Source organism: Pseudomonas idahonensis (assembly GCF_037903935.1).
Classification (GTDB): Bacteria; Pseudomonadota; Gammaproteobacteria; order Pseudomonadales; family Pseudomonadaceae; genus Aquipseudomonas; species Aquipseudomonas danubii.
Genome location: NZ_CP149586.1, coordinates 3,469,131 through 3,495,232, shown reverse-complemented (window position 1 = coordinate 3,495,232; position 26,102 = coordinate 3,469,131). Strand labels below are relative to the sequence as shown.

25 protein-coding genes are annotated in these 26,102 nt (G+C 62.8%); 7 read left to right on the top strand and 18 right to left on the bottom strand.

The annotated features are described in order from the left end of the window. Nucleotides 1-4: 4 nt before the first annotated feature. Nucleotides 5-778 carry an enoyl-CoA hydratase gene (locus WIN67_RS15740; RefSeq protein ID WP_102863560.1) on the top strand — a complete coding sequence of 258 codons (774 nt, stop codon included), beginning with the start codon at nt 5-7 and terminating at the stop codon, nt 776-778. A gap of 120 nt (nt 779-898) precedes the next feature. Here WIN67_RS15740 and WIN67_RS15735 read toward each other — a convergent pair whose 3' ends face one another. Continuing rightward, on the bottom strand, nt 899-1,663 hold the full coding sequence (locus WIN67_RS15735; protein WP_339069148.1) for an SDR family oxidoreductase: 765 nt from the start codon (nt 1,661-1,663) through the stop codon (nt 899-901). Between the two features lie 271 nt (nt 1,664-1,934). Here WIN67_RS15735 and WIN67_RS15730 point away from each other — a divergent pair, with 271 nt between their 5' ends. Beyond that, entirely contained in the window at nt 1,935-4,100 is a 2,166-nt protein-coding gene (locus WIN67_RS15730) for a T6SS effector phospholipase Tle3 domain-containing protein (RefSeq protein ID WP_339069146.1), read from the top strand. Then, on the top strand, nt 4,100-5,686 hold the full coding sequence (locus tag WIN67_RS15725) for a type VI lipase adapter Tla3 domain-containing protein (protein ID WP_339069144.1): 1,587 nt from the start codon (nt 4,100-4,102) through the stop codon (nt 5,684-5,686). Before WIN67_RS15730 ends, WIN67_RS15725 begins: the two co-directional genes overlap by 1 nt. Nucleotides 5,687-6,084: 398 nt before the next feature. On the opposite strand, the gene WIN67_RS15720 is transcribed toward WIN67_RS15725, so the two are convergent. Both WIN67_RS15720 and WIN67_RS15715 read right to left on the bottom strand, forming a co-directional pair. Next, a complete protein-coding gene (locus tag WIN67_RS15720; RefSeq protein WP_110595727.1) occupies nt 6,085-7,236 on the bottom strand; it encodes an acyl-CoA dehydrogenase family protein in 1,152 nt (383 codons plus the stop codon). Nucleotides 7,237-7,240: 4 nt separating this feature from the next. Beyond that, nucleotides 7,241-8,347: an enoyl-CoA hydratase/isomerase family protein gene (locus WIN67_RS15715; protein WP_339069142.1), complete on the bottom strand. Its 1,107-nt coding sequence runs from the start codon at nt 8,345-8,347 to the stop codon at nt 7,241-7,243. 263 nt (nt 8,348-8,610) lie between these two features. Between WIN67_RS15715 and WIN67_RS15710 the strand changes: the two genes are divergently transcribed. Then, complete coding sequence (locus tag WIN67_RS15710; RefSeq protein WP_102879304.1) at nt 8,611-9,474, top strand: LysR family transcriptional regulator; 864 nt, start codon at nt 8,611-8,613, stop codon at nt 9,472-9,474. Between the two features lie 193 nt (nt 9,475-9,667). Here WIN67_RS15710 and WIN67_RS15705 read toward each other — a convergent pair whose 3' ends face one another. The 11 genes from WIN67_RS15705 to arnB all read right to left on the bottom strand — a co-directional run bounded on the left by WIN67_RS15705 (nt 9,668) and on the right by arnB (nt 21,653). After that, nucleotides 9,668-10,372: an HPP family protein gene (locus WIN67_RS15705; protein WP_102879305.1), complete on the bottom strand. Its 705-nt coding sequence runs from the start codon at nt 10,370-10,372 to the stop codon at nt 9,668-9,670. A gap of 287 nt (nt 10,373-10,659) precedes the next feature. Continuing rightward, entirely contained in the window at nt 10,660-11,175 is a 516-nt protein-coding gene (locus tag WIN67_RS15700) for a GNAT family N-acetyltransferase (protein ID WP_102879306.1), read from the bottom strand. Between the two features lie 42 nt (nt 11,176-11,217). Continuing rightward, nucleotides 11,218-12,843 (bottom strand): ArnT family glycosyltransferase, encoded by a 1,626-nt coding sequence (locus tag WIN67_RS15695; RefSeq protein WP_339069139.1) that lies wholly within the window; start codon nt 12,841-12,843, stop codon nt 11,218-11,220. Beyond that, a complete protein-coding gene (locus WIN67_RS15690) occupies nt 12,844-14,208 on the bottom strand; it encodes a UDP-glucose dehydrogenase family protein (protein WP_110595722.1) in 1,365 nt (454 codons plus the stop codon). Then, nucleotides 14,205-14,618 (bottom strand): 4-amino-4-deoxy-L-arabinose-phosphoundecaprenol flippase subunit ArnF, encoded by a 414-nt coding sequence (arnF, locus tag WIN67_RS15685; RefSeq protein ID WP_110595721.1) that lies wholly within the window; start codon nt 14,616-14,618, stop codon nt 14,205-14,207. The genes WIN67_RS15690 and arnF overlap by 4 nt, the downstream gene beginning before the upstream one ends. After that, nucleotides 14,615-14,959, bottom strand: coding sequence for a 4-amino-4-deoxy-L-arabinose-phosphoundecaprenol flippase subunit ArnE (gene arnE / locus WIN67_RS15680; RefSeq protein WP_102879310.1), 345 nt, complete (start codon nt 14,957-14,959; stop codon nt 14,615-14,617). Before arnE ends, arnF begins: the two co-directional genes overlap by 4 nt. Then, complete coding sequence (arnT, locus tag WIN67_RS15675) at nt 14,956-16,605, bottom strand: lipid IV(A) 4-amino-4-deoxy-L-arabinosyltransferase (RefSeq protein ID WP_102879311.1); 1,650 nt, start codon at nt 16,603-16,605, stop codon at nt 14,956-14,958. Before arnT ends, arnE begins: the two co-directional genes overlap by 4 nt. Then, nucleotides 16,602-17,486, bottom strand: a complete 885-nt coding sequence (gene arnD / locus WIN67_RS15670) for a 4-deoxy-4-formamido-L-arabinose-phosphoundecaprenol deformylase (RefSeq protein WP_296408349.1) — start codon at nt 17,484-17,486, stop codon at nt 16,602-16,604. The genes arnT and arnD overlap by 4 nt, the downstream gene beginning before the upstream one ends. After that, nucleotides 17,486-19,492, bottom strand: coding sequence for a bifunctional UDP-4-amino-4-deoxy-L-arabinose formyltransferase/UDP-glucuronic acid oxidase ArnA (gene arnA / locus WIN67_RS15665; protein WP_110651790.1), 2,007 nt, complete (start codon nt 19,490-19,492; stop codon nt 17,486-17,488). The genes arnD and arnA overlap by 1 nt, the downstream gene beginning before the upstream one ends. Beyond that, nucleotides 19,489-20,508, bottom strand: coding sequence for an undecaprenyl-phosphate 4-deoxy-4-formamido-L-arabinose transferase (gene arnC, locus WIN67_RS15660; RefSeq protein ID WP_102864990.1), 1,020 nt, complete (start codon nt 20,506-20,508; stop codon nt 19,489-19,491). The genes arnA and arnC overlap by 4 nt, the downstream gene beginning before the upstream one ends. 5 nt (nt 20,509-20,513) lie before the next feature. Further along, nucleotides 20,514-21,653 (bottom strand): UDP-4-amino-4-deoxy-L-arabinose aminotransferase, encoded by a 1,140-nt coding sequence (arnB, locus tag WIN67_RS15655; RefSeq protein WP_339069129.1) that lies wholly within the window; start codon nt 21,651-21,653, stop codon nt 20,514-20,516. A 477-nt stretch (nt 21,654-22,130) separates the two neighbouring features. On the opposite strand from arnB, the gene WIN67_RS15650 reads away from it, so the two are divergent. Beyond that, on the top strand, nt 22,131-23,075 hold the full coding sequence (locus tag WIN67_RS15650; protein WP_339069128.1) for a site-specific integrase: 945 nt from the start codon (nt 22,131-22,133) through the stop codon (nt 23,073-23,075). An 11-nt stretch (nt 23,076-23,086) separates the two neighbouring features. On the opposite strand, the gene WIN67_RS15645 is transcribed toward WIN67_RS15650, so the two are convergent. Next, nucleotides 23,087-23,299, bottom strand: a complete 213-nt coding sequence (locus tag WIN67_RS15645; RefSeq protein ID WP_339069126.1) for a FecR/PupR family sigma factor regulator — start codon at nt 23,297-23,299, stop codon at nt 23,087-23,089. Between the two features lie 224 nt (nt 23,300-23,523). On the opposite strand from WIN67_RS15645, the gene WIN67_RS15640 reads away from it, so the two are divergent. Both WIN67_RS15640 and WIN67_RS15635 read left to right on the top strand, forming a co-directional pair. After that, nucleotides 23,524-23,979, top strand: a complete 456-nt coding sequence (locus WIN67_RS15640) for a glucosaminidase domain-containing protein (protein WP_242553852.1) — start codon at nt 23,524-23,526, stop codon at nt 23,977-23,979. Beyond that, nucleotides 23,973-24,443 (top strand): hypothetical protein, encoded by a 471-nt coding sequence (locus WIN67_RS15635; RefSeq protein WP_102864995.1) that lies wholly within the window; start codon nt 23,973-23,975, stop codon nt 24,441-24,443. Before WIN67_RS15640 ends, WIN67_RS15635 begins: the two co-directional genes overlap by 7 nt. 18 nt (nt 24,444-24,461) lie before the next feature. Here WIN67_RS15635 and WIN67_RS15630 read toward each other — a convergent pair whose 3' ends face one another. The 3 genes from WIN67_RS15630 to WIN67_RS15620 form a co-directional block, all read right to left on the bottom strand. Next, nucleotides 24,462-24,779 (bottom strand): hypothetical protein, encoded by a 318-nt coding sequence (locus WIN67_RS15630; RefSeq protein WP_102879316.1) that lies wholly within the window; start codon nt 24,777-24,779, stop codon nt 24,462-24,464. Further along, nucleotides 24,776-25,486, bottom strand: a complete 711-nt coding sequence (locus WIN67_RS15625) for an AzlC family ABC transporter permease (RefSeq protein ID WP_339069119.1) — start codon at nt 25,484-25,486, stop codon at nt 24,776-24,778. The genes WIN67_RS15630 and WIN67_RS15625 overlap by 4 nt, the downstream gene beginning before the upstream one ends. Nucleotides 25,487-25,611: 125 nt before the next feature. Then, nucleotides 25,612-26,082 (bottom strand): sn-glycerol-3-phosphate transporter, encoded by a 471-nt coding sequence (locus tag WIN67_RS15620; RefSeq protein ID WP_102880054.1) that lies wholly within the window; start codon nt 26,080-26,082, stop codon nt 25,612-25,614. Between the last annotated feature and the right edge of the window lie 20 nt (nt 26,083-26,102).

Here is a 26,102-nt window from a genome sequence, read left to right as displayed (position 1 = left end):
ATTCATGAGCTACGAAACCATTTTGTTGGACATCAAGGACCGCGTCGGTCTGATCACCCTCAACCGTCCCCAGGCGCTGAACGCCCTCAACGCGCAGATCGTCGGTGAAGTGAACCAGGCCCTGGACCGCCTGGAAGCCGACCCGCAGATCGGCTGCATCGTCATCACCGGCTCGAAGAAAGCCTTCGCCGCCGGTGCCGACATCAAGGAAATGGCCGAACTCACCTACCCGCAGATCTACCTCGACGACCTGTTTAGCGACAGCGATCGCGTGGCCAACCGGCGCAAGCCGATCATCGCCGCGGTCAACGGCTTCGCCCTGGGTGGCGGTTGCGAACTGGCCTTGATGTGCGACTTCATCCTGGCCGGCGACAACGCCAAGTTCGGCCAGCCGGAAATCAACCTTGGCGTATTGCCGGGCATGGGCGGCACCCAGCGCCTGACCCGCGCCGTGGGCAAGGCCAAGGCCATGGAAATGTGCCTGACCGGACGCTTTATCGACGCCGTGGAAGCCGAGCGTTGCGGCATCGTCGCGCGCATCGTCCCAGCGGACGACCTGGTGGAAGAGGCCCTGAAAGTCGCCGCCCTGATTGCCGCAAAATCGATCCCGGTGAGCATGATGATCAAGGAAAGCGTGAACCGCGCTTTCGAAGTCAGCCTGTCCGAAGGCGTGCGCTTCGAACGCCGGGTGTTCCACGCGGCGTTCGCCACCCAGGACCAGAAAGAGGGCATGGCCGCCTTCATCGCCAAGCGTGATCCGCAGTTCAAGGATCAGTAAGCGCACCGCCCCTGGCAGGACGCGGCGTTCATCCAGCGTCCCTGCAGCCTCAACCGCAGCGCCTAGGGGCTGTTCCCGTTTGGCCCAGCAACGCGGCTCGTCACCAAACGGGAACAGACCCTAGCTGCGGTTGATGGAGGCTCCCCCCTCAACCAGCATCGCCGTCCCGCTGACGAAACTGGCGGCGTCCGACGCGAGGAACAGCGCCGCACGGGCAATTTCCTCGGGACGGGCGAGGCGCTTGAGGGCATGCAGGTTTTCGACAAAGGCGCGTTTCTCTGGCGTGTCGGTGGCTGCTCGGCCCATTGGCGTGTCGGTGCCTCCGGGCAGTAGCGCGTTGGCGCGAATGCCATGGGGGCCTTCTTCAGCCGCGATGACCTGGGTCAAGCCGATCAGCGCGGCCTTGCTCGCGGCATACGCCGCCATGCCGGGAAAACCGACGTGGTGCCCGACAAAGCTGGAAGTGAAAATGATCGACCCTGCGCCCCGGCTGCGCAGAGCAGGCAACTGGTACTTGGCCCCAAGAAAGGCACTGGTCAAGTTGCAGTCGAGCACGGCCTGCCACTGGCCCAGGGTCAACTCGGAGACGGACCGGGTTTCACCGGTCATTCCGGCGTTGTTGAACGCGATATCCAAGCCACCGAAACGCTCCAGCGCTAGCGCCACAAGACGTTCGGCCAGTGCCTCGCTGCGAATGTCACCGGCAACCCCGAGTGCCTCGCCACCGGCTTGCTGGATCTGGGCGACCAACGCATCCAGGGCGTCGCCCCGACGGCCGGTCACTATCAGGCGCGCGCCCTCTTGGGCGAACAGCCGGGCGGCAGCCTGACCGATTCCCGACGTGGCCCCCGTCACAATCGCGACTTTGTCTTGCAGTTGTTTCATGATTGACCTCCTTTGCATGAGCGTTGGGCCAACCCTAGGCCGCGGCGAACGGCGCTGAACTCCGGATCTTGCGTTGAATATTTTTTTCAACGCACCGCGCTGATCGCCGGCAAATCGATGTTTTTTGCCTCGGCGGCACCGGTGACAATCAGGCGCCCCGAGTCCGAGCGCCTTTCAGAGAACTCCTAGATTTATCGTCCTGGTCCTTTGTTATGGTGCGGCGCCGGCTTTGTTTTGCGCCGCATCAGTGCCATCAAGGAGGACTAGCACGATGAATGACGCCGTTCGGATGAGGACCATTTGCACCGCTGAAGCGATCACCCTGCCAGGCGGTGGCGATGTGCACCTGATCGCGCCGCCCCCCAAGCCCTGCGTGACCATCGTGGTGCACGGCGTCAACGACCTGGCCGGTTGCTACGAGCGCATCGAGCGCGGCCTGTGCGAGGGGCTCAACGAGCGCCTGGACATGGCGCCGACCCTGCCCAATGGCGTGAGCAATCCGGGCTTTCTGCGTCCGGCCAGCTACAGCCTGCCCGAGGACGATGAGGGCAAGGCCCGCAACCCTGACGCGGTGTACTACCGGCGCAAATTCGCCGCCGCGGCCAATGGCACCGACGCCCGCAGCGTGGTCATTCCGTTCTACTGGGGCTTTCGCGAGGAAGAGCGGCACATCATCAAGGATGCGCCCCACGGCGAGTGGATGGATCGCAACAGAAACCGCCTGGACAAGGCGGGCACCCTGGAGGGTGGGCACTTCGTCAATGCCACCACCAACCTGCCGGACATGTGGGGCAAGGGCTTCAACGGCAAGTTGTTTGGCTTCATCTCCCTGAATCTGCTTGCCGGCGAGCTGACTCACCCATTGTTCTCCGCCCCTGGACGTCGCTACATGGTGCTGGCGGCGATGCGCCTGGCGATGCTGATCAAGATCATCCGCAAGCGCTACCCCAACGACACGGTGAATGTGGTGGGCCACAGCCAAGGCACGCTCATCACGTTATTGGCCCATGCCTTTCTCAATGAAGACAAGGTGCGGCCGGCCGACGGCGTGGTGATGATCAACTCGCCCTACAGCCTGCGCGAACCCAACATGGAGAAGCTTCAGGGCTTCGGCGCGCAGCAGACGGCCGAGGCCCGCCTGGCGACGCTTGACGCCATCCTGAAGTTCATTACCGCAGCGCCCAATCCGTACCCGGCCTTGTCGAGCATCGCCCTCAAGAACTGCCAGGGTTATGGCGCTATTGGCGGGCCTGGCTGGAGCGGTGGCAGCGCCTGCGAAACCACGATTGACGCCAAGCGCATTGCCTTCAACGAGCGCGATAACCGAGGCAGTGTCTACCTGTATTTCACCCCACAGGACCAGACCGTTGGCCTGGCCAACGTCCAGGGAATCGGCTGGCAGGGCGTTGACGAGCAGCTGTATGGCAAGCCATTGCGCCGGACCTTACCGCTGAGTTTCCACCAGCGAATCTTTACCCTGCGCAAGCGCGGTGGCGAAAAGGAACTGATCGGTTTGCACACGCCGCCCCATGCCTACCCATTGCTGCTTCAGGGGGAGGACACCTGGGAAGACACCGGTCTGCCTTGCCTGCAGCGGATGTCCGTGGCCCGCGCCTCCCTTGAGCAAGGGAAGTCGGTGATGCTGACCGCACCGTTATTGCCAGTGCCCGTTGAAACCAACTTTGACGCCGATGGCACAGTGGTCATGCCGGGAGCGGACTCCAACAGCGGTGTCTATCAGATCAAGGACAAACTGGCGCCCATCGACGCCGCCATTGCGATCAGCAATAAAGCCTGGACCCCCGAAAGCACCCGGCACAGCCGGCTGGAGGCGATCGACGAGGCCGTCGCCTTCAAGCACGGACGCGACATTGGTAGCGTTCAAAAGGCCCTCAACGAAGGCAAGGAGATATCTGAAACCACCCACGTGTTTGCCGCCCGAGCGACCGATGACGGCAAGGTGCTGGTGACGCGTTCGGAAACACCCTACGAGGCACGCATGCGCCTGCAAAGTGGCGGCAAGGACAAGGAGCACGAAGAAGCGCTGTCTTTCCACTCGGCCATTCCAAACAACCCTGAACATAGCCGGCGAGTGCTGGCGTATGACGTGGCGATAGGGGCGGGGGAGAGTGTGGATGATGTGACGTTTTATGCGTATTTGTGTCGGGTGGCGGATTGGCGGTTGGATTGGGAGAGAACACGAGCTAGTGCCAACTCTCAGTTTGAGACAGAACAGGACCTTCCAGATGAAGCGGTATCGGAATTCTTTCTTCAAGAAGACGCTAGTAGCCGCGAATTGATTAACTCCACAGTAACGTACCGTAAGAGTGGTGCATTGCCGATGGCTGTCGGAGATGACATGCCTTCCTTGGTAGCAGCACAGTCTCTAAAGGAGCAAAGAGCGGGACACTCCGTTCGTTTTGGGGGAAGCGCCTGATGCGTCGAGAGCTTAAATTTTGGTTTTTCACTGCTGTGTTGCTGACCTGCCACTTGGTTCAGGCAGCCGAAACTTCACTGACATCGACTCGTTGTTTTGCCAGTGCGGCCACGTCTGTGACTACTTATACCTCGTCCAGGAAGGACTCAATCATGACCGTTGAACCTCGTTACCGTGCCCCCACTACGTCGCCTCGTTTGGAAACCCTGGATGTACTCAGCATTGGCATAAGTCTGGATGTGTTCAGGCAGGGGCAGATTTGGAACGAGTTGCAGAAAAAAAACTTAAAACAAGAGGAAACACTACATGTAGGGAGCATCCTACCTATGGATCCGAAGAAGTATCCAATAACCGCCGATGATAAGGATATGGCCTATGACAAGCGGGAAACGGATGCACTGGAGCTGGGATTAAGGGATTTTTTAGAGAAGTGGCCGATTCCCACTATTACTGTGGTTTCAGGTTGGAGTCCTAAAACTCCGAACCTTCGTTTTACACCTGAAAGAACCCGGGGCAGCTTATCTGTCATGGTTAATGACATGCGAATTCCTGCGGGACTTCATTGGCATCGTATTCGTAACCTGCAGGATGGCATCATCTGTAATGACACTCCTGAAACTTTGCTGGAAAACCTGTTCCAACTGTTCGAGCGTAACCCTGACCTTCCTGCTGTATTGGTCTACACCAATGAAGGCTTCAGCATGTCCTATGCGCTTTCTGCCAAAAAAGCCCCATTGATCGGTGGACCAGGGCCACGTAAGCCAGGTGAACTCACAGATTCAATGGTCGCCCTGGTCGTCGGTCGCCCCGAACGTGTCGAATGGCTGCGCTATTACGCCCCCTTCACCAAGGTCAACCAGAACAAGATCGATCCTGAATTCAGCGGTTGGGGCTGGCGTAAACCGGCGGTGGAGTTCCAACCTTCGGAGTTCATCCCGCAGCCCTGGACCGAGCGCGCTTTTGAACAATGGGACGCCTTGCCAGTGCTGGCCAGGATTCATCGCCCGGTCACGGTTTCCCTGCAGCGCCCGGACAACGGCGAGCGCCTCAAGCGCGAAGCCTTGACCACTCAACTGGCCGCTGGCTGGAAAAAAGCCACTGATGCCGTTACGCCCGCACCGGCCCGGGTGTTCTACGACGGCGGCCTGAACAGCACGCCACTGGCCGAGCTGCTTCCTGCTCTGACGGCTGCCCACAGCTCTCTGGATTTGCTCGACTCCCGCGAGGGTTACGACCTGACCCTGCGCCTGGGCGATACCGGCGCCGCCTCGCCGTTCGTGGGTATCGCGTTGGCGACCATGGCCAGTTACCAGAATGCCGACACCAGCGTGGTCATGCCTCTGCGCCGCAAGGATCAAGCGACCCTTATCACCATCACCTCGCCGACACCTGGGCAAAAGCCCGTTGGCAACAAATTTGGCATCAACCTGATGCCCCAAACCGCCAGCAGCGATGACGGTGCCTCGGTAAAACCTGCAACGGCTGCTCCTGCCACATCGCGGATGCCGGTTGTGGAAGAGGATTACACGCTGGAAGAGTTTCTGGCTGAGCTGAGGCCCAAGGACAACTGGATGGATGATCTCTAGCGCTGGCTGATCAAGCTGCGCTGAAGACCCGGGTCAAAGGGAGAGGGCTGTTTCGATGCACCGCATATTGTTGTTTATTGGCTGCCTGTCGTTACTCAGTCACTGGGTTCAAGCCGCTGAGCAGCCTCTGAACTATGGACGTTGCTTTGCCAGTTCGGCCCCGCCCGTGACGGCCTGTACCTCAGCCAGAAAGGCTTCCGCCATGACCGTTGAACCTCGCTTGTTGTAGAAAGCCGCTTGCGAAGGGGCAGGCTTGTGTAGGCGCTGGCTTGCCAGCGATGGCGTCCAGCAGGGCGACGCCACGCTCAAAGGCTTCTTCGCCGGCAAGCCGGCTCCGGGGGAGCAGCCACAAAAAAATCGCAGCCTGGGCTGCGATTTTTTGTGGTCGCCACTGGTGCCTAGAGCTGATAGTGCTTGAGCTCGCGGGCAATCAGCAGGCGCTGGATCTCGCTGGAACCTTCGTAGATCTGGGTGATCCGCGCATCGCGGTAGTAGCGCTCCACCGGATAGTCCTCCAGATACCCGTAGCCGCCATGGATCTGCATCGCCGAGGAGCAGACCTTCTCGGCCATTTCCGAGGCGAACAGCTTGGCCTGGGAGGCTTCGGACAGGCACGGCTGGCCGGCGCTGCGCAGGCGCGCGGCATGCAGGATCAGCAAGCGTGCGGCATTGAGTCGGGTGTGCATGTCGGCCAGCAGGTTGGCGATGCTCTGGTGTTCGATGATCGGTTTGTCGAACTGCACCCGTTCCCGGGCGTAGGCCAGGGCCGCTTCAAAAGCCGCACGGGCGATGCCCAGGGCCTGGGCGGCGATGCCGATGCGGCCGCCTTCGAGGTTGGACAGGGCAATGGCCAGGCCCTTGCCCCGTTCGCCCAGCAGGTTGGCTTCGGGGATCGTGCATTGGTTGAGGGTCACGGCGCAGGTGTCGGAGGCGCGAATACCCATCTTGTGTTCGGTGCGGTCGACGATGAACCCCGGGGTGTCGGTGGGCACCAGGAACGCCGAGAGGCCTTTCTTGCCCAGTTCCGGGTCGGTCACTGCAAAGACGATGGCCAGTTGGGCGCGCTTGCCGTTGCTGACGAACTGCTTGGCGCCATTGATCACCCACTGGCCATCGCGAAGTTCGGCGCGGGTGCGCAGGTTGTGGGCTTCGGAACCGGCCTGGGGCTCGGTCAGGCAAAAGCAGCCGATGGCTTCGCCGCTGGCCAGTCGCGGCAGCCACGCGTGCTTCTGTTCCTCGCTGCCGTAGTTGAGGATCGGCCCGCAGCCCACCGAGTTGTGGATGCTCATCAGCGCGCCGGTTGCGCCATCGCCGGCGGAGATTTCCTCCACCGCCAGGGCATAGGCCACGTAGTCCAGGTAGCTGCCGCCCCATTCTTCGGGAACCACCATGCCCAACAGGCCCAGTTCGCCCATCTTGCGCACCAGGGCGTCGTCGATCCAGCCGGCCTTTTCCCAGGCCTGGGCATGGGGCGCGATCTCGCCCCGGGCAAAATCCCGGGCCATGTCGCGGATCATCACTTGTTCTTCGGTCAATTCGATGTCGTGCATGAGTTCAGCTCCCGCTGCCGTCGAAACCGCTGAAGAAACTCGCTACCCGTTCGGCCTCAAGGGCTGCCAGGGTCGGCGGATTCCAGCGGGGGGTCTTGTCTTTGTCGATGATCAGGGCACGTACGCCTTCCATCAGGTCACCCCGCTCGAACCATTGACGGTCCAGGTGCAGCTCCAGGGCGAAGCACTGTTCCAGGCTCAAGTGGCGGCCGTGGCGCAGCATCTGCAAGGTCACGGCCATGGCCAGGGGCGAGCGGATTTCCAGCAAGTCGGCGGTGGTCTTGGCCCACTCGTGGCTGTCGGCAATCGTCACGCTGCGCAATTGCTCGACGATGCTGGCCATGTCCGGCAGGGCGAAGAAGTGGTCGATGGCCGGGCGCAAGGCTTGCAGTGGCGCATCGGGCAAGGTCTGTACCGCCAGCTTGGCCAGCAGGCCCTGCAGGTCCTTGAGCGGTGAGTCGCTCCAGTGCAGGCGATCCAGGCGTTGGTCCAGCAGGCTCAGCTTGTCGCTTTCCAGGTGCCAGTCCGCGAGGCCGCAGTACAGGGCATCGGCGGCGCGGATCTGCACGCCGCTGACCCCAAGGTAGATGCCCAGTTCGCCGGGAATCCGTGAGAGGAAGTAGCTGCCGCCCACATCCGGGAAGTAACCGATGGCCACTTCCGGCATCGCCAGGCGGCTGCGCTCGGTGACCACTCGCAGGTCGGCGCCTTGCACCAGGCCCATGCCGCCGCCGAGGACAAAGCCGTCCATCAGGGCCAGCACTGGCTTGCGGTAATGGTGGATGGTCAGGTCCAGGGCGTACTCCTCGACGAAGAAATCCTCGTGCAGGCTATCGCCGCTCTGGTAGCTGTCGTACAGCGAGCGGATGTCGCCGCCGGCGCAGAAAGCCTTTTCACCGGCGCCGCGCAGCACCACCGCGTGAATCAGCGGGTCCTGGGCCCAGGTGTCCAGTTGTTGCTGCAAGGTACGCACCATCGACAGGGTGATGGCATTGAGACCGGCGGGGCGGTTGAGGGTCAGGTGACCGATGTGGTTGCGCACCTCGACCAGCACTTCGTCGGGGGTAGCGTCGAGGTCCTGTATCGCCTGGGATGAAACCTGAGCAGTCATCACTAACTCCCTGCTTTTATTGTTTTTTATATGAGGCTCGCGCGCGAGCATCGACGGATCGTAACAGTGCAATTTTGCCCAGTACAACCCCGAAAACTGCAGGTTGACTGTGCATTTTTGCATGTTGAAAAAGCCGCCCTCAATCTTGCGCCAGCGCTCTGGCCCGCAGCGTCGGTGCCGATCCGGCGAATGTCCGCGGCCTAGGGGCACGACGGTGCGAGCGCCGCTACAATGGCGCTCGAATTTTTTGCCGGCGAGGCACCATGGACATCGATCTGGCCCGCACCTTCCTGGAAATCGTCCGCAGCGGCAGCCTGATCGCCGCCGCCGAACGCCTGCACCTGACCCAGACCGCCATCAGCGCCCGGGTGCAGAACCTGGAAGGCCAGCTCAACTGCAAACTGCTGGTACGCAACCGCGCCGGCGCCCGACCCACCGCCGATGGCGAGGCCTTTATCGCCTATGCCAATCAGCTGGTGCAGACCTGGGAGGCCGCCCAGCGCGACCTGCCGTTGCTGGCGGGCTATCGCAACGTGCTGCACATCGGCGGTGAGTTGAGCCTGTGCAATCCGCTGATGCTCAATTGGGTACGAGGCCTGCGCCAGGCACTGCCCAACCATGCGGTGCGCACCCAGATCGCCGAAGGCGCGAGCCTGCAACGGCAACTGGAGTTGGGCGTGCTGGACGCGGCGCTGGTGTTCCAGCCGCTGTATTGCGCGGGATTGCAGGTCGAGCAACTGCTGGAGGAGAAATTGATCCAGGTGCGCCTGGCGGGGCGTCCCGAGCCTTATGTGTACATCGACTGGGGCGATGATTTTCGTCGTCAGCACGACGCCGCATTGCCGGAACAGGCCAAGGCCGCGGTGGGCTTCAACCTTGGGCCCCTGGCGCTGCAGTTCATCCTCGACGCCGGTGGCAGCGGCTATTTTCGCACCCGGGTGGTGCAGAGCTACCTGGACAGCGGTGTGCTGGAACGGGTGGAAAAGGCCCCGGAATTCAGTTTTCCCACTTACCTGCTGTATGCCCGGGAGCGCGACTCGGCGCAGCTGCAGCAGGCTTTTGCGGTATTGCGCGAGGTGATTGAACAAGACCACGACTGGTCCCAGCGCTGGTCGCCGATGGTTTGAACCCACTGACTTGAGCCTGGCACCGCACTTGAGCGCGCCTGCGCTGGCCAGCCAGTGGCTGCGCCTGGCGCGCAATCGACGATGCCCTTGCAGGAACCGGCTTGCCAGCGAACAGGCCCTTGACGCGTGCGCCGCTTCTGAAGCGGTCTTGGCTGGCAAGTCAGCACCGGCGAGGGCGAAGGTTGGGGCGCTATCAGGGCCGCGAGGACAGGACCTGGCCAATGCTGCGCCGGCGGGCGTGGGCTTCGCTGGCGTGGATCAGTTGCTCAAGGTCTTCAGGGGTGACGTCGAAGAATTCTTCCATCTCGGCCAGGGCCTGCTTGAGGTCTTCGGCGGTGATCGCCAGGCTGTCGGCGGGGGCCGCCGAGGGCAGCAGCACCGGAGTATCGCTCGGGCCCTTGGGGTAACGAATCCGCGTCAGGTTGTTGTAGGCCAAGGCACTGGCCAACAGGCTGGCCGCCGCGAGCATCACCGGACCCAGTTCCCGCCACTCCAAAGCCACGCTGGCCGGGTCTGCCAGCACCAGGGTCAGGGCCAGGGCGCCAGCCGGGGGATGCAGGCAACGCAACCAGCACATCAGCACCAGGGCCATGCCAGCCGCGAGGCAGGCGCTGCCCAGGGTCCGGCCCAGGACATGAGCCACCAGCAAGGCCACGACCCCGGCGCACAGGTAGCCGCCGAGGATCGACCAGGGCTGGGCCAGGGCCCCGGAAGACACGGCAAACAGCAGCACCGCCGAGGCCCCCAGCGGACCGATCAGGTGCAGCGCCACCGGCATGCCGAACACCTGGGCGCAGAGCCAGACACTGAACAGGGTGCCCAGGGCCATGCCGATGGCGGCGCGGCTCCATTCCAGGGGGCGGGTATTGATGGCGGCGGGTTTCCAGCGGGCAAACATCGGCAAGAAGGGTCCAGGGCTAAACGACGGGCAAAAAGAAGGGCTTGCCTGGATCACCAGAAAGCCCTTGAACGTTCCAACATTTGGGGGAGGAACGGGCACAGTGTGCCGAGCATTGGTGCTGCTGACAAATTCATAATAATGCCGTTTAAGTGCATTTATTTTGTTGTATTGCACCCCGCGTAGGAGCCGGCTTGCCGGCGAAAGGGGCTTTGAGTCGAGTGCTGGGTCTTGAGGGCGCTTTCGCTGGCAAGCCAGCTCCTACAGCCAGCTGTGGCAGTGCGTTTTTACAAGCTCAGGCGCATGGCGCAGCGGCGTGATTCGGGCAGGCCGTGCTGTGTTTCATCGGCCAGGACCTGGCGCAGGCGCGGGCTCAGTTGTGCAGGTTGCAGGGTGACAAAGCCCTGGCGCTGGTAGAAAGGTTCGTTCCACGCCAGTTCGCGGAAGGTGCTGAGGGTCAGGGCCGTGAGCTGCTGTTCCAGGGCGAACTCGCGTGCCGCCTGCAACAGGCGCTTGCCAATGCCTTGGCCCTGGTGGCCAGTGGCAACGGAAATTTCCCACACATGCAGTTCCAGGTCGCAGACCTGGGCATTGAGAAAGGCGCAGCGGGTACCGTCCTCTGTCAGCGCAACCCAGACCGGGTGGTGTTGGATGTTTTCTCGATGGCTCTGGGCATCGGCCACCTCGGCGTCGGCCAGCCAGGCCAGTTGCGGATCACTGCGGAACAATGCCGCAGCCGAGGTTTCAATGGCGGGGAGGAAGGCCGCGTCAGCCACCCGCGCCCGGCGGATCTGAATAGTCATGGGCGCGAGTGTAAGGAGCCGCCAGGGGGTTGCGCAACGCTTTCAGGGTGGCGTGGCAGCGCTCTTGGGCAGGTGCAGCAAGACGAAGTCGTTCTTGTCGAAACGCCCGCTCAGCACCGGAGTCAGCCCGGCCAGGGGCGTGCCTTGCAGGCTGGGCAGATCGCTCTGATCAAGAATCACCCAGGCCGGGGCCGGCACTTGGGCCAGGGCGGCAGCCTGATCGGTGAACTGTGGCTGCAGGTCCCGATCCAGGTTGACCATGAACTTGATCGCCTTGGCGTCCTTGCCCATGCGGTGCAGGACTACCGGTGCCGGGTCGGCCTCGATCAGTTGCATGGCGCCGAGGCTGAAGGCGCGAGTGTCATAGAGACGGTGCTCCACCGGTTCGAAGACCCCGATGTAACAGGCCCAGACCGCCAGCACCGCGCTGTAGGCCAGGCCCACGGCGCGCCACTGGCGCTTGAACAGCAACCCCAGGGACAGCGCTTGCAACAGGCCGAGGATCAGCAGCATGGGCAAGAGGTGGGTGAGCTGTTCAGGGAATTTGCGCCGCAGTACCAGCAGTCCCACCATCAGCAACCCGGGCAGCAGCAGCCACAGGCCCTGGATCAGCCCCCGCAGCCAGCCTATGACCCGCCCGCGTCCGGCCTGGAATGGATAAGCCGCAACGATCGCCGCCATGGGCAGCATCGGCAGCAGGTAGCGGGCCTTTTTCGCCTGGGGAATCGACAAGCCGATCATCACGATCAACCCGGCGGCGGTGCACAGACGCAGCAGTTTCAGGGCCGGGCCCTGTTCCGCAGGGCGATTGAGCAACACCGCAACCCAGGCGAGGATCGCCAGGGGATAGGCCAGGGCGTAGTTGCCCAGGGAACTGGTGAAGTAATAGAAGACGTCGCTGGAGCCTTCGCTGCCGTCCATGCGTCCCATGAACTGCATGCGGATCACCTCGTCGACAAAGGCCTGGCCACCGCTGAGCTTGGCCAGCCACAGCAGCAGGCCGACGCAGGCCACCAGCAGCAACAGCGCGCTGAAACCGACGCCGAACAAACGGCGCCATTGACCGCCCAGCAGGTAGTAGCTGCACAGCATGCCGGTGGGAATCACCAGGCCGATGGGGCCGCGAATGGCAAAGCCCAGCACCAGCAACAGGAAGATCCAGCCCAGGTGCCGGCGGGCACCGAAATGGTCGTGGGCATAACCCAGGTAGAACACTGCCAGGGATACCGCGGCGAGCATCTGGTCCAGGGAGACAGCACGGGTTTCGCTGATAAAGGTATTGCTCAGCAACAGCAAGGCGACGCTGAGCAGGGCCCAGGTGCGGGAGTAGGGCGCCAGCAGGCGATAGATCAGGCTGACGATCAGCGCTGAAGCAATGGCCGTCGGCAACCAGGCGGTAAAGCTGGTGACCTGCCCGGTGGGCAGGGAAAACAGCCACACCAGCAGGGTCGAGGCGCTGGAATAGTCAGCGTAGGGCTGGCCATAGGTGGTAGGAAAGAACCCCGGCCCATGGCGCAGCATCTCCTTGGCGAAAAGCACAAAGCGCGAGTCGAAGCCGATGACCGAATCGTGGCCGGCGCCGGCGCAGAACAGCAGCAAGGCCAGCAGCCCCAGCCCCAACGATTGCCAAAGTAATGTGTTCGCAGGGGAACTGGAGTGCGGGTTCATTCAGGCCTCGGTGGACCACTGCTGGTGCGGAATCGGCAGGTTGCGCGATTCACCGCGACCGATCGGGAAGTAGGTGAAACCGTTGCGCGCCAGGCGTTCGGCGTCGTACAGGTTACGGCCGTCGAAGATCACCGGGGCCTTGAGACGCTGCTGGATCAGGTCGAAATCCGGCGCCTTGAACTGCTGCCATTCGGTGCAGATGATCAGCGCGTCGGCGCCATGGAGCACCGATTCCGGAGTGCCCATGAGCATCAGGCGCGATTCGTCCGGGTACAGACGCTGGGTTTCCTGCATGGCTTCCGGGTCGAAGGCCCGGACTTCAGCACCGGCCGCGAACAGCGCGTCCAGCAGCACCCGGCTCGGTGCGTCGCGCATATCGTCGGTGTTGGGCTTGAACGCCAGGCCCCAGAGGGCAAAGGTCTTGCCTTCAAGGTCGCCTTTGTAGAACGCCTTGATGCGTTCGAACAGCTTGTGTTTCTGCCGCTCGTTGATGGCTTCCACCGCTTGCAACAGGTCACTGGAGCAGTGGGCTTGCTCGGCGCTGTGGATCAGGGCACGCATGTCCTTGGGGAAGCAGGAGCCGCCGTAGCCGCAACCGGGGTAGATGAAGTGATAGCCGATCCGCGAGTCGGCGCCGATGCCCAAGCGCACCGATTCGATGTCGGCCCCCAGGTGCTCGGCCAGCTCGGCGATCTGGTTGATGAAGCTGATCTTGGTGGCCAGCATGCAGTTGGCCGCGTACTTGGTCAGCTCGGCGCTGCGCAGGTCCATGAACATGATGCGGTCGTGGTTGCGGTTGAACGGCGCGTAAAGGTTGCGCATCACGTCGCGCACTTCCTCGCGTTCACAGCCGATGATGATCCGGTCCGGACGGCGGCAGTCGGTGACGGCCGAGCCTTCCTTGAGAAATTCCGGGTTGGAAACGATATCGAACTGCAGCGGGCGGCCGTCCAGGACCTTCTCTATGTGCGCCTTCAAGGTGTCGCCGGTGCCCACCGGCACCGTGGATTTTTCCACCAGGATCACCGGCTTCTCACGGTGGCGGGCCACTGCGTCGCCTACCGACAGCACATAGCGCAGGTCCGCCGAGCCGTCTTCGCTGGACGGCGTGCCCACGGCAATGAACAGCACCTGGCCGTGTTGCACCGCGAGTTTTTCATCGGTGGTGAAGTGCAGGCGCTTGGCTTCGAGGTTTTCCTTGACCAGGCTGGCCAGCCCCGGCTCGAAGATGCTCACGTAGCCTTGTTGCAGCTGTTTGACCTTTTGCTCGTCGATGTCCATGCAGATGACATCGTGGCCGACTTCAGCCAATACGGCGGCTTGTACGAGGCCGACGTAACCACTTCCAAATACACTGATTTTCATGGGGTATTCCTGGGACTTGTCGCGGGTGCAGATCGAGAGTTGATGGTGATGACCCCAAGGATGACCAGAGCCACCCCGAGGCTTTTGGCAAGCGTGAAGGGTTCGTTGAACAGCGGCAGGCTGGCGGCCAGCAGGTAGACCAGGGCGTAGCTGATGCTGAGCAGCGAATAGGCCCGGCCCAGGGGCAGGTCGCGCAGGGCCAGGAGCCAGCAGAGCATCGACAGTGCGTAGGCACCGATGGCTGCGATCACCACCCCCAGGGCGGCCAGATCGACGCTGCCAGCACTCAGCGCCGACAGCCACTGATCCGGGGCGGGCAGGCGGGTCATGCTCCAGCGCATGCCCAACTGGGCGCCGCTGACCAGAGCCACACTGCCCAGGGCGAAGGCAAAACCCTTGACCCGGCTCATGCGTGGCGACTCAACAGCAGCACGCCACCGATTACCAGGGCCACGCCGAGCCAATGGCGACGGTCGATGGGCTCATGGAAGACGAAGCGGGCGATCAGGGTGATAAACACGAAATTCAGGCTGAGCATCGGGTAGGCCACGCCCACCTCCATGCGTTGCAGCACCAAAAGCCACACCAGCAGGCCCAGGCCAAGGCTGAACAGGGCCAGCCACAGCCAGCCGGAACGCAGTTTTTGCAGGATGCCGGAGGGCTGGTCACGCCAGCTTTCCACGGCAAACTTCTGCGCCACCTGGCCCAGGCAGGTCAGCCCGCAGGCGAGCAACAGCAACAACAGGCTCATGGCTGACTCTGGGGAATGATGAAGATCACGATATTGCCTTGCTCGTAGCGCTTGGCATCCTTGGGCAGCAGCTCGACTTCATGTTCCTCGTCGCTGCTCTTGACCCGCATCACCACGCCGATCGAGCCTTGCTTACGGGCTTGCTCGATCCACGGCTGGACTTGGTTCAGGTCGACCTTGCGCGCCGCAGTGTCCTCGTAGCCCAGGCCGTACTTCACTTCGCCCTGGGTGTTGTAAAGGGTCACGTCGGGGCGACGCAGGCGCCAGGCCAGCGCAGCGGCAGCGCCCAGGTCGTTGCTCAGCAGGGCCTTGGCCTGACCCAGTTCGGCCACGTGATCGATGATGAACTGGTCGGGAATCTTGTTGTAGACCACCTTGTTCGGCAGCGCCGCCGGGGCCAGGGCCACCAGCAGGAAGCTGCCCAGGGCCGGGGCGGCCCACAGGCTCAAGGGGCGCATGGCCTGCAACAGGTTGCTGATGATCCAGCCCAGCAACAGGATGTACACCAGGACCAGGTGCTGGGGTTCGTCCACATACACCGGCTTCTTCAGCTGGAAGTACACCAGGGCCAGCAGGGCCAACAGGCCGGCCAGCAGGTTGAGCACACCATTGAGGCTGAGGATCCGGGTCGTGCCGGTGGCCAGACGGTCCATCAGGGTGTGGCCCATCAGCAGGGCCACAGGCAGCAGGCAGGGCAGAATGTAGGCCGGCAGCTTGCCTTTGCTCAGGCTGAAGAAGGCCAGGGGCAGCACCAGCCACAGCAGCAGGAAGCCGCTGCTGTTCAGCCGCCGTTGTTCCCAGGCCTGCTTCAGGCTGGCCGGCAACAACAGCACCCAAGGCACGCAGAAGCCCACCAGCAACGGCAGGTAGTACCACCAGGGCGAGGCGTGCTGCGCGTCTTCACCGGCAAAGCGGCGGATGTGCTCGTGCCAGAAGAAGAACCGCCAGTAGTCCGGCTCCTGGGCATGCACCGCCAGGGCCCAGGGCAGGCTGACCAGGATCGCCACCAGCACGCCGATGCCGCCATAGGTCAGCAGCGAGCGCAGGCGCTTCTGCCAGATGGCGTAGGGCAGGGCCACCAGCACCGGCAGCAGCCAGGCCAGAAAGCCCTTGGTCATGAAGCCCATGCCGCAGGCCAGCCCCAGCAGCACCCAGGCGCCGATCTGTCCGCGTCGGCTCTGGCAGTCGAAGGTGAACCACAGTGCCACCAGGCTCAGGTTGACCCAGAAGGTGAACTGCGGATCGAGGTTGGCGTAGCCGGCCTGCAGCGCCACCACGGTAAAACTCATGTAGAGCAGGGCGCTGGCCAGGCTCTTGCGCGGGTCGTTCCACAGGCGCCGGGCCAACAGGTAGGCCAGGACCACGCTCAAGCCGGTGCTCAGGGCCGACGCCACGCGCACGCCAAACAGGTTGTCGCCAAACAGCGCCTGGCCTATGGCGATCATCCAGTAGCCGGCCACGGGTTTTTCGAAATAGCGGATGCCCATGAAGTGCGGCGACGCCCATTTGCCGGTCAGGAGCATTTCCTGGCTGATCTGCGCGTAGCGGGTTTCATCGGGAATCCACAGGCCGTGGGTGGCCATGGGCAACAGGTAGAACAGACCGAAAGCGATCAGCAGCAGCGGCAGAGCCCAACGTCTGGTCATGCGCCTTGCACTCCCAGCCAGCCTTCACGACCTTGCAGCGCGCCACGCACGACCTTGCCCGCCGGCAGGCTGGCCAGATCCGCCGGGAGCATCTGCCCCAGGGGTTGAAAGTGGATGTCGCGTTGCTTGGCGCTGGCCAGCAACTGGCGGAAATCATTGGCCATGAGAATCCCTTCTACTTCTGCATGCACGGTGTAGACATTGAGTTTGTCCGGACTGAACCGGTCGAGGATGTAGCGGTTGAAATCCTTGGCGGCCACCACCGGCCCGACCACTTCGTCGAAGGTCGGCAGGTCCACCGGAATCTGTGGGGCGCCCAGGCTGCCGTCCGCCAGTCGTGGCTGGAACAGGCTCTGGCCGCGGCAGTCGCTGTTGTAGCGAAAGCCGAACTGTTGCTTGGCTTCGATGACGCGTTCATCGGCGCGCCAACCGGCAGACGCCGAGCAGCTCACCGCTTGCCCGAGAATATCGTTGAGGCTGTCGACGCCACGGCGGATCTGTTCGATCAGCTGTGCCTGACTCCAGCGCCCGGTGTTGGCCTGCCAGCCGTGATGATCCCAGGCGTGCAGGCCGACTTCATGGCCGGCGGCCAGGGTCTGGCGCATCAAGTGCCCCAGGTCGCGGCCGATGGGTTTGCCCGGCCAGGCGGTGCCGGCCAGGAGAATGTCCCAGCCGTACAGGCCCGCGGCATTGGAGCGCAGCATTTTCCAGAGGAACTGCGGACGGATCAGGCGCCACAGGTGGCGCCCCATGTTGTCCGGCCCGACGCTGAAGAAGAACGTGGCCTTGACCCCGGCTTCGTCCAGCGATTCGAGCAGCCGTGGCACCCCCTCCCGGGTGCCGCGGTAGGTATCGACATCAATGCGCAGACCTGCTTGCATCAGCGAGCTTCTTCTTTGGAGCGATCGGCGATTTCCAGCATCGCTTCACGCAGGAAGAAGTCCAGGGTATTGCCGATGGTTTGGCTCATCTCCACGGTCGGCTCCCAGTTCAGCAGGCGCTTGGCGTTGGCGATGCTGGGCTTGCGGTGTTCCACGTCCTGGTAGCCGGCACCGTAGAACGCCTTGCTCTCGACGTCGCGGAAACCGGCGAACGGCGGGAAGTTGCTGCGCAGCGGGTGCGCTTCGAACTGACGCAGCAGTTCTTCGCCCAGCTGGCGGATGCTGGCTTCGTTGTCCGGGTTGCCGATGTTGATGATCTGGCCGTTGCAGCAGTCGTTGTCGTTGTCGACGATGCGCGCCAGGGCTTCGATGCCGTCGGCGATGTCAGTGAAGCAGCGCTTCTGCTCGCCACCGTCGAACAGACGGATCGGCGTGCCTTCCACCAGGTTGAGGATCAGCTGGGTGATGGCGCGGGAGCTGCCGATACGGGCCGAGTCCAGGCGGTCCAGGCGCGGGCCCATCCAGTTGAACGGACGGAACAGGGTGAAGTTCAGGCCCTTGGCGCCGTAGGCCCAGATCACCCGGTCCAGCAGCTGTTTGGACACCGAGTAGATCCAGCGTTGCTTGTTGATCGGACCCACGATCAGGTTGGAGTTGTCTTCATCGAAGTTGTTGTCCTGGCACATGCCATAGACTTCCGAGGTCGACGGGAAAATCACCCGCTTGTTGTACTTGACGCAGTAGCGAACCAGCTTGAGGTTCTCTTCGAAGTCCAGCTCGAACACGCGCAGTGGGTTGCGGGTGTATTCGATCGGGGTGGCGATGGCCACCAGCGGCAGGACCACGTCGCACTTCTTGATGTGATATTCGATCCACTCGGAGTGGATGCTGATATCGCCTTCGACGAAGTGGAAGTTCGGATGGCTGCGCAGGCGCTCGATGGCGTCCGAGCCGATGTCCAGGCCGTAGACGTCGTACTTGTCGTCACGCAGCAGGCGCTCGGACAGGTGATTACCGATAAAGCCGTTGACGCCGAGGATCAGCACACGGGTGCGGCGTGGCTTGCGGCCGGACTCGGCACCGCGCAGCAGGGAGCCGTCCACCAGACCCAGCTCATTGGCCAGTTGCGGGCCACCCAGGTACAGGCCGTTGGCGTTGCGCTGGCCGGAGGTGATCACCAGGGAGTCTTCGCCACAGGCGATGCGCAGCGGGTCGACGCTGATGACCCGGCCCGGGGCCTGGCCTTCGTTGCCTTTGGCAACTTCGGCGCTCCAGACGATCAGCTTGTGCTCGCCGACGGCGCAGAAGGCGCCCGGGTAAGGCTGGGTCACTGCGCGTACCAGGTTGAACAGCTCTTCGGCGGGGCGCTTCCATTCGATCTTGCCATCGGCTGCAGTACGGCGACCGTAGTAGCTGGCCTTGGATTCGTCCTGGGCGGTCTCGGTGATCTTGCCCTGGGCCAGCGCCGGCAGGGTGTCGCGTAGCAGGCTGGCAGCGGCGTCACGCAGTTTGTGGTGCAGGCTCAGGGCGGTGTCGCTGCGTTCGATGGCCACGCGCTGCTGGGCGATGATGGCCCCGGCGTCGGCACGCTTGACCATGCGGTGCAGGGTCACGCCGGTTTCGGTTTCGCCCTTGACCAGCACCCAGTTGGCCGGAGCACGGCCGCGGTAGCTCGGCAGCAGCGAGCCGTGCAGGTTGAACGCACCCTTGCGGGCGGTGGCCAGCAGGGGTTCGCTCAGCAGATTGCGGTAGTAGAAGGAGAACAGGTAGTCCGGGTCGAGTTTGCTGATGCGCTCGATCCACAGCGGGTGGTTGGCATCTTCCGGGGCATGCACGGCAATGCCTTTGCGGGCGCACAGCTGGGCGACGGAGCCGTAGAAGGTGTTCTCCTTGGGATCGTCGGCGTGGGTGAACACGGCAGCGATCTCGTAGCCTGCATTGAGCAGGGCTTCGATGCCCGCACAGCCAATATCGTGGTAGGCGAAGACAACAGCTTTATTGCTCATGGCGAAACCTGATCAGTATGAGTGGAAGTTAAACCGTCGACAGTGACAGCCGGGGCGGGGACCGCCGGCTGGCTGCGCAAGACTTTTTCGATGAAGAAGCGCGGGCGGGCCCGTACGTCGCTGTACATGCGTCCCAGGTATTCACCCAAAAGACCCATGCCGATGAACTGGCCACCGGTGAACACGAACAGCACCGCAAACAGCACGAAGGTGCCGTCGCCGGCCCAGGTGGCGCCGAAGATCAGCCGCAGGATGATCAGCATCAGGGCGAACAGCGCGCCGACGCCGGCCATGCCGAAACCGATGATGCTCAGCAGCCGCAGGGGGGTGGTGGTCATGCAGGTGATCAGATCGAACATCAGATTGATCAGGCGCATCGGGCTGTACTTGGAGTCGCCGTGCTCGCGCTCGGCGTGCTCCACCAGCACCTCGGTGGTGTGCCGGGCGAAGCTGTTGGCCAGGATCGGGATAAAGGTGCTGCGTTCGGTGCAGGCCAGCATCGCGTCGATGATGGTGCGGCGGTAGGCCCGCAGCATGCAGCCGTAGTCGCTCATGGCCACACCGGTGGAGCGCTGCACAGCGAGGTTGATCAGCTTCGACGGCCAGCGACGGAAGGCCGAGTCCTGGCGGTTGTTGCGCACAGTGCCGACCACGTCGTAGCCGAGCTCGGCCTGGGCCACCAGGCGCGGGATTTCTTCCGGCGGGTTCTGCAGGTCGGCGTCGAGGGTGATGACCACGTCACCGCGGCACTGCGCGAAGCCGGCCATGATCGCCGCGTGCTGACCGTAGTTGCGGTTGAGGATCACCGCCACTACGGGGCTGCCTTCGCGCTCGGCGGCTTCTTGCAGGAGGGTCGCCGACTGGTCGCGGCTGCCGTCGTCCACCAGGACGATTTCAAAGTCGTGCTTGAGCTGGCGGCAGGCCGCTTCGGTGCGGCGCAGCAGCTCCGGCAGGCTCTGTTCTTCGTTGTAGACCGGAATGACGATCGACACGAACTGGATTGGGTAAGGTTTCAAAGGCTTCAGTCCAGGAGGTTGGCAATGGCATCGGAGACCCGTTCGACATCGTCGAGGGTCATGTCCGGGAACAGTGGGATCGAGCATAGACGCGCCGAGTTCCATTCGGTGTGTGGCAGCCGCACATCGGCGAAGCGCTGTCGATAATAGGTATGCAGGTGAGTGGCGATGAAGTGGATGCCGGTGCCGATGTTCTGCTCCTGCAGGCCCTTCATGAAGGCTTCACGGTCCAGGCCGCAGCGTTCGGCGTCGATGCGCAGGATGAACAGGTGCCAGGCGTGCTGCTGCGGGTACTGGGGCAGTTGCAGGGGTTGTACCGGCAGGCCTTCGAGGCGCTCCAGGTAAGCCTTGGCCAGCACTTCGCGCTTGGCGTTGATGTCGTCCAGGCGCTGCAGCTGTACCAGGGCGATGGCGGCGTTGATGTCCGCCAGGTTGTACTTGAATCCGGGCTCGATCACTTGGGCCTGGGGCTTGCGACCGTGGGTCAGGCGATCATAGGCGTCCACCCCCAGACCGTGGAACTTGAGCATGCGCACCCGGTCGGTCAGGGCTTGGTCGTCGCTGACGAACATCGCACCTTCGGCGCAGGTCATGTTCTTGATGGCATGGAAGGAAAAGATTGCTGTGCCCCGCGCGCCAATGGCGCGGCCGCGATAGGTGGTGCCGGCGGCGTGGGCGGCGTCTTCGATCACCGGGATGCCGTGCTTGTCCGCCAGGGCGTACAGCGGGTCCAGGTCGAAGGCGGCGCCGGCGTAGTGCACCGGGATGATGGCCTTGGTCCGTGGCGTAATGGCCGCCTCGATGGTGGCGGCGTCGCTCATCAGGGTGTCGGGATCGACATCGACGAATACCGGGGTCGCCCCCAGCAGGCAGATCATGTTGGCGGTGGAGACCCAGGTCTGCGACGGGGTGATGACTTCATCCCCCGGACCGATGCCCAGGGCCAGCAGGGTGATGTGCATGGCGCCGGTGGCCGACGACAGGGCCACGGCGTGGCGGGCGCCAACGCGGTCGGCGAATTGCTGTTCAAGTTCCTGGTTTTTCGGGCCGGTGGTGATCCAGCCGGAGCGCAGAACCTGCTCCACTGCAGCTATCTCTTCGTCGCCGATACTCGGGCGCGAGAAAGGAAGGAAAGCCTGGTTCATGGTTACCTCGGGTTTAGCTGATGCCGGAAATACGGGGTGATGCGAACGAACGATTGATGGAGCGCGGGGGAGGTCATGCAGTCATCAAGGCTCATCCAGTTGTTGGGCCGGGGTGGCGATCCATGCAGCGTTTGAGTAAAGAAGGTGTTTGTTAAAAGTAAATGTAGATCAAGGTGTTATCTTGACAACCTGAGAAAGCACTGCGTTCGGCAGGAGGCTTGTTGGTGGCTGAGATTAAGCGGAAAAATGTGAAACGAATATGAAAAATAGGGCAAAAGTCCGTTTTTCTGCGGGCCAGACAGCTAGTGTTCAGTTTGCTGTCAAGGTTGTAGTGCGGCGGGGTGCCGGCAGCCATTTCAAGGGCTTGAAGAAGCACCTTAAGGAGCGCTTGCAGGAGGCTTTGAACGGTGTCTTGAACTTGGCCATGAACGGCGCAGGGAACTGCGCTCCGGCATCGTCTTTGCCTTCGGGGGGAGCATGACTGCGCAGGAACAACCGGCCGTTACCGACAACGCGCACAAGGCCAACCCGTTGCGCCTGTACCTGGCCCGTCTGGCGCCCTCCAGCCAGTCGACCCTGCGTTACGTGCTGCAGGACGCCGCCGATCGCCTGGGGTATGACGAACTCAACCTTGAGGACATCCCCTGGCACCACCTGCAACCCGAACAGGTGACGGCCCTGGTGGCCACATTGCGCCGTGACGGCTATGCCCCGAATACCTCGTCGCTGTACGTCAATGCCCTGCGCGGGGTGATGAACGAAGCCTGGCGCAGCAGTCTGATCAGCCAGGACCATCTGCTGAAAATGCGCTCGGTCAAGGCCATGGGCGGTACACGCCTGTCCCGGGGGCGCAATCTCAAGCGTGGGCTGATCCAGGACCTGATGGCGGTGTGTGCCGCCGACCCGCGGCCCCAGGGCGTGCGCGACGCGGCAATCATCGCGGTGCTGTACGGCTCGGGCATGCGCAAGTCCGAATCGGTGAACCTGGACCTGGCCCAGGTGGACTTCGTCCAGCGCAGCCTGCAGGTGCTGGCCAAGGGCAACAAACAACTGATCAAGTACGCCCCGGCCTGGGCCTTCGACAAGCTCCAGGCCTGGCTGGACCTGCGTCGCGCAGACTTGCCGGCAGGCCTTGAGGACGACGCTTTCCTGTTCAACCGGATTCGTCGCGGTGGTCATATCACCCGTGAACGCATCAGCAAGCACGCCATCTACTACATCGCCCGCCAGCGGGGCGCCCAGGTTGGCGTGCGCATCATGCCCCACGACTTTCGTCGTTCGTTCATTACCCGGGTGATCGAGGAACATGACCTGTCGATCGCCCAGAAGCTGGCGCACCACACCAATATCCAGACCACCGCCAGCTATGACATGCGTGATGACAATGAACGACGCCGGGCCATCGACCGCTTCGACCTGTGAGTGTCAGCCGTTCAATAGGTCGGCCCGGAAGGGGACAGATGCCCGGTCAGGTCCCAGGCCTCGAGCATTTTGGCGTACTCAAAGGCGTGGCTTGGGTCACTCTGCAGCCAGTCTTCGAACGCCTGGCGTTCATCCAGGCTGCAATCGGCCTCACGCAGGCGGATGCACCAGTGGGCGGCCTGCATCATCAAGTATTCATCTGCTTCGCTGGCAGGACTGTTCATCGTGCGGTCCTTGTTCAAAGTGGCGCCGCTCATGAGGAACAGGCGCGGCACGTAGAAATCACTTGCAATCTAGAGTGTATAACGAGAAAAAAGCGTCAATTTTTTGCGTGAAATCAGTCATTGGTATCGGTGCGGAGGCCTGAGGCAAGGCCTGGATGCTGCTCTATAATCGGCATGTTTCACCTGTGGCAAATGGAATCGACCAGTCAAATGAGGGAGCAATCGTGAGCGCCAAACTGTGCAACAACACCAATGCCGTGACCTTTGTCAGCAAATACAAGGCAGCCTGCCAGCCGATCGCCGATCAACTGGACCTGCCGGTGGAAAACATCCTTGGCCTGGCGGCCCAGGAGAGCCAGTACGGCGCCGGACGTATTGCCCGCGAGCTCAATAACTATTTCTCCTTGCATGCCCCGGCGCCCCTGCAGAGCGGGGCCGAGGCGCCCCAGGGCAACGCCAACATCAAGGTGGCGAAGTTCGACTCGTTCCAGAAGTGTGCCCAGTCCTTCGCCTTGCGCTATGGCTCGTCGGTGCGCAGCAAGCGCGACCCCATGGAGTTCGCCCAGGCCCTGGTGCGCAGCGGCTACAACAGTGGCGACGCGGCCTCCGGTGGCCGCAACGGTTTTGCCGAGTACCTGGCGAAGATCATTGTCGCGGTCAGAGGGCGCATGGCGTGCTGAGAAAAAATCCCCACGCATGGCTGCTGGGCCTGCCCCTGGCCTGCGCGGCACTCGTCGCCTGTGCCGGTGCAGTGCTGCAGCCGGATGAGGTCAAGGCCACGGGCCTGACCCGCGAGCAGGCCCAGGAAGTGCTGCTGGTAGCCTTGAAGCATCAGGACTATCAACTGAGCAAACCCGGGGTCTTTGTCGATGGTGACCTGCAGGACGACAGCGGCCAGCCGCCGCATCCGGGCTACTTCGACTTCAGCCTCGGCTACAACGATCCCAAGGCCGGCGCCACTGAGTACTGGGGGCTGTTCTCGGTGAGCACCGCCACCGGCGATGTCTGGGAAATCAACAGCTGCAAGCGTCTGGACGGCAGTGAGTTGCGGGCCTTGCAGGGGCAGATCATGGCCCGTACCGGCAAGACCCTGGCGGATGAAGAGCCCCAGCGCCAGGGACTGGGTTGCGAGGATCAACCATAGTCCCGAAACCGGTCTGCATCAGGCCGCAGCGCTCAGGTGCAGGACCGTAAAATAGGCCGCCGTGCCAATCGCCGCGGTGCTGATCAAGCCCAGGCTGTTGCTCAGGGCAATGAGCCCCACCAGCAACAGGGACACCGAGGCTGCCAGGGGCTCGCGGCTCATCTCGCTGAAGGCGATGTACACCGCGAAGTTGATGAACACCGCCACCGGCAGCACCCGCTCCAGGCAACGCTGCAGGCCGGGTTGCAGGCGGATGCTCACGAACGCCGGAATGATCCGCACCAGGCAACTGGTGGCCAGTAGCGCAGCGATGGTGACCCAGGCCGAATCGTTCATGGCTTGACCCTGGAAAGCAGGACAGTGCTGATCAGCACACTGGGAATCCAGAAGTACAGGGTGCCCAGGAGCATGATCAATACCAGGGTCACCGCGACACAGAGCGCCACGGTCGACAAGATGGCCAGACGACGTTCGTGCGCCAGGCTCAAGCGGCCGCGCAACTGCGCCAGCGACAGGTACATCAGCACCACGCTGGCCGGGTAACCCAGGTTGACCTCGGTGCCGATCCACTGCAGCGGCAGCCATTTGCCCAGCCATGCCCCCAGCACCCCGGCCAGTGCCCAGGTCAGGAAGATCGTTGCGCGTATCACCAGCACCGTGACCGGATTGTCCCGTTCGTGCTCGGTGGCGTAGGCCTCGTCCCCCAGCATATGGGCCGCCGAGGCCTTTTGCAGGAACCCCCGGGGCAACCGTGAGCTGGAGGTGAAGGCAATGGGCAGGTAACGGCTGTTGATCGAAGCCGAGACCAGCAGCAGGGTGAAGAACCCGGCTCCCGACTGGGCCAGGGGCAGGGCGGCGAACTGACCGCTGCCGGTGAATCCCAGCAGCCCCACCAGTGCCACCTCCAGCAGTGACCAGTCGGCGCGACCTGCCAGCAGGCCGAACAGCATGCTCACCGGGACAATGGCCAGCGCGGCCGGGGCCACCCTGCGCAGAGCACCTGACGTGCTTTGTGCGAACGGCATCTGTTGCTCGACCTGCATAGGTTTCCTCACCTTTTGCTCATTACCGAGGCAAAGACCCGGAGCGGCGCCCCAGTCATTGGTCGATGGAGTCTAGGAAAGGCAGCGAGACAGCGTCTTGTACGATTGTGCGAGTTTGCCGGGGCTCAGAAGCGGTAGCCGACGTTGACCATCACTGCGGCAGCGCCCAGCACCACCAGCTCGGTGCCCACCGGTCCGTAGTGCACGCCCACCGCCGGAATCAGCACCGGTGCCACGCCAAAGTGGTTCAACGGGATCTTGTCCTTGTAGTCGCCCTTGTAACCCTGGATCAGGCCGCCGCTGAGCTTGGCGTAGACCGGCCAGTCGGCGTGTTCCCAGGCCTTGCCCAGGTACGCGTAGTAGGAGCGCTGGGAGAAGGAGTTGCGAAAGGTGCTCACGCCCCACAATTGACCGTCGGCGTAGTTGCGCTCCAGGCCGATCAGATCCTGGTGGTTGTTGTGGTCGGGATCATTGCTCCAGTGGTTGGTGTAGACGCTGGTCTGCACGTACCAGTAGTCCTGTTGCGCGGCGGCTTGCAGCGTCTGGCTGGCGGCCGCCAGCAGCAGGGCCAGGCCCGCGGCTTGGGTTCGAAGCATTGCTTTCATCAGGGTTCCCT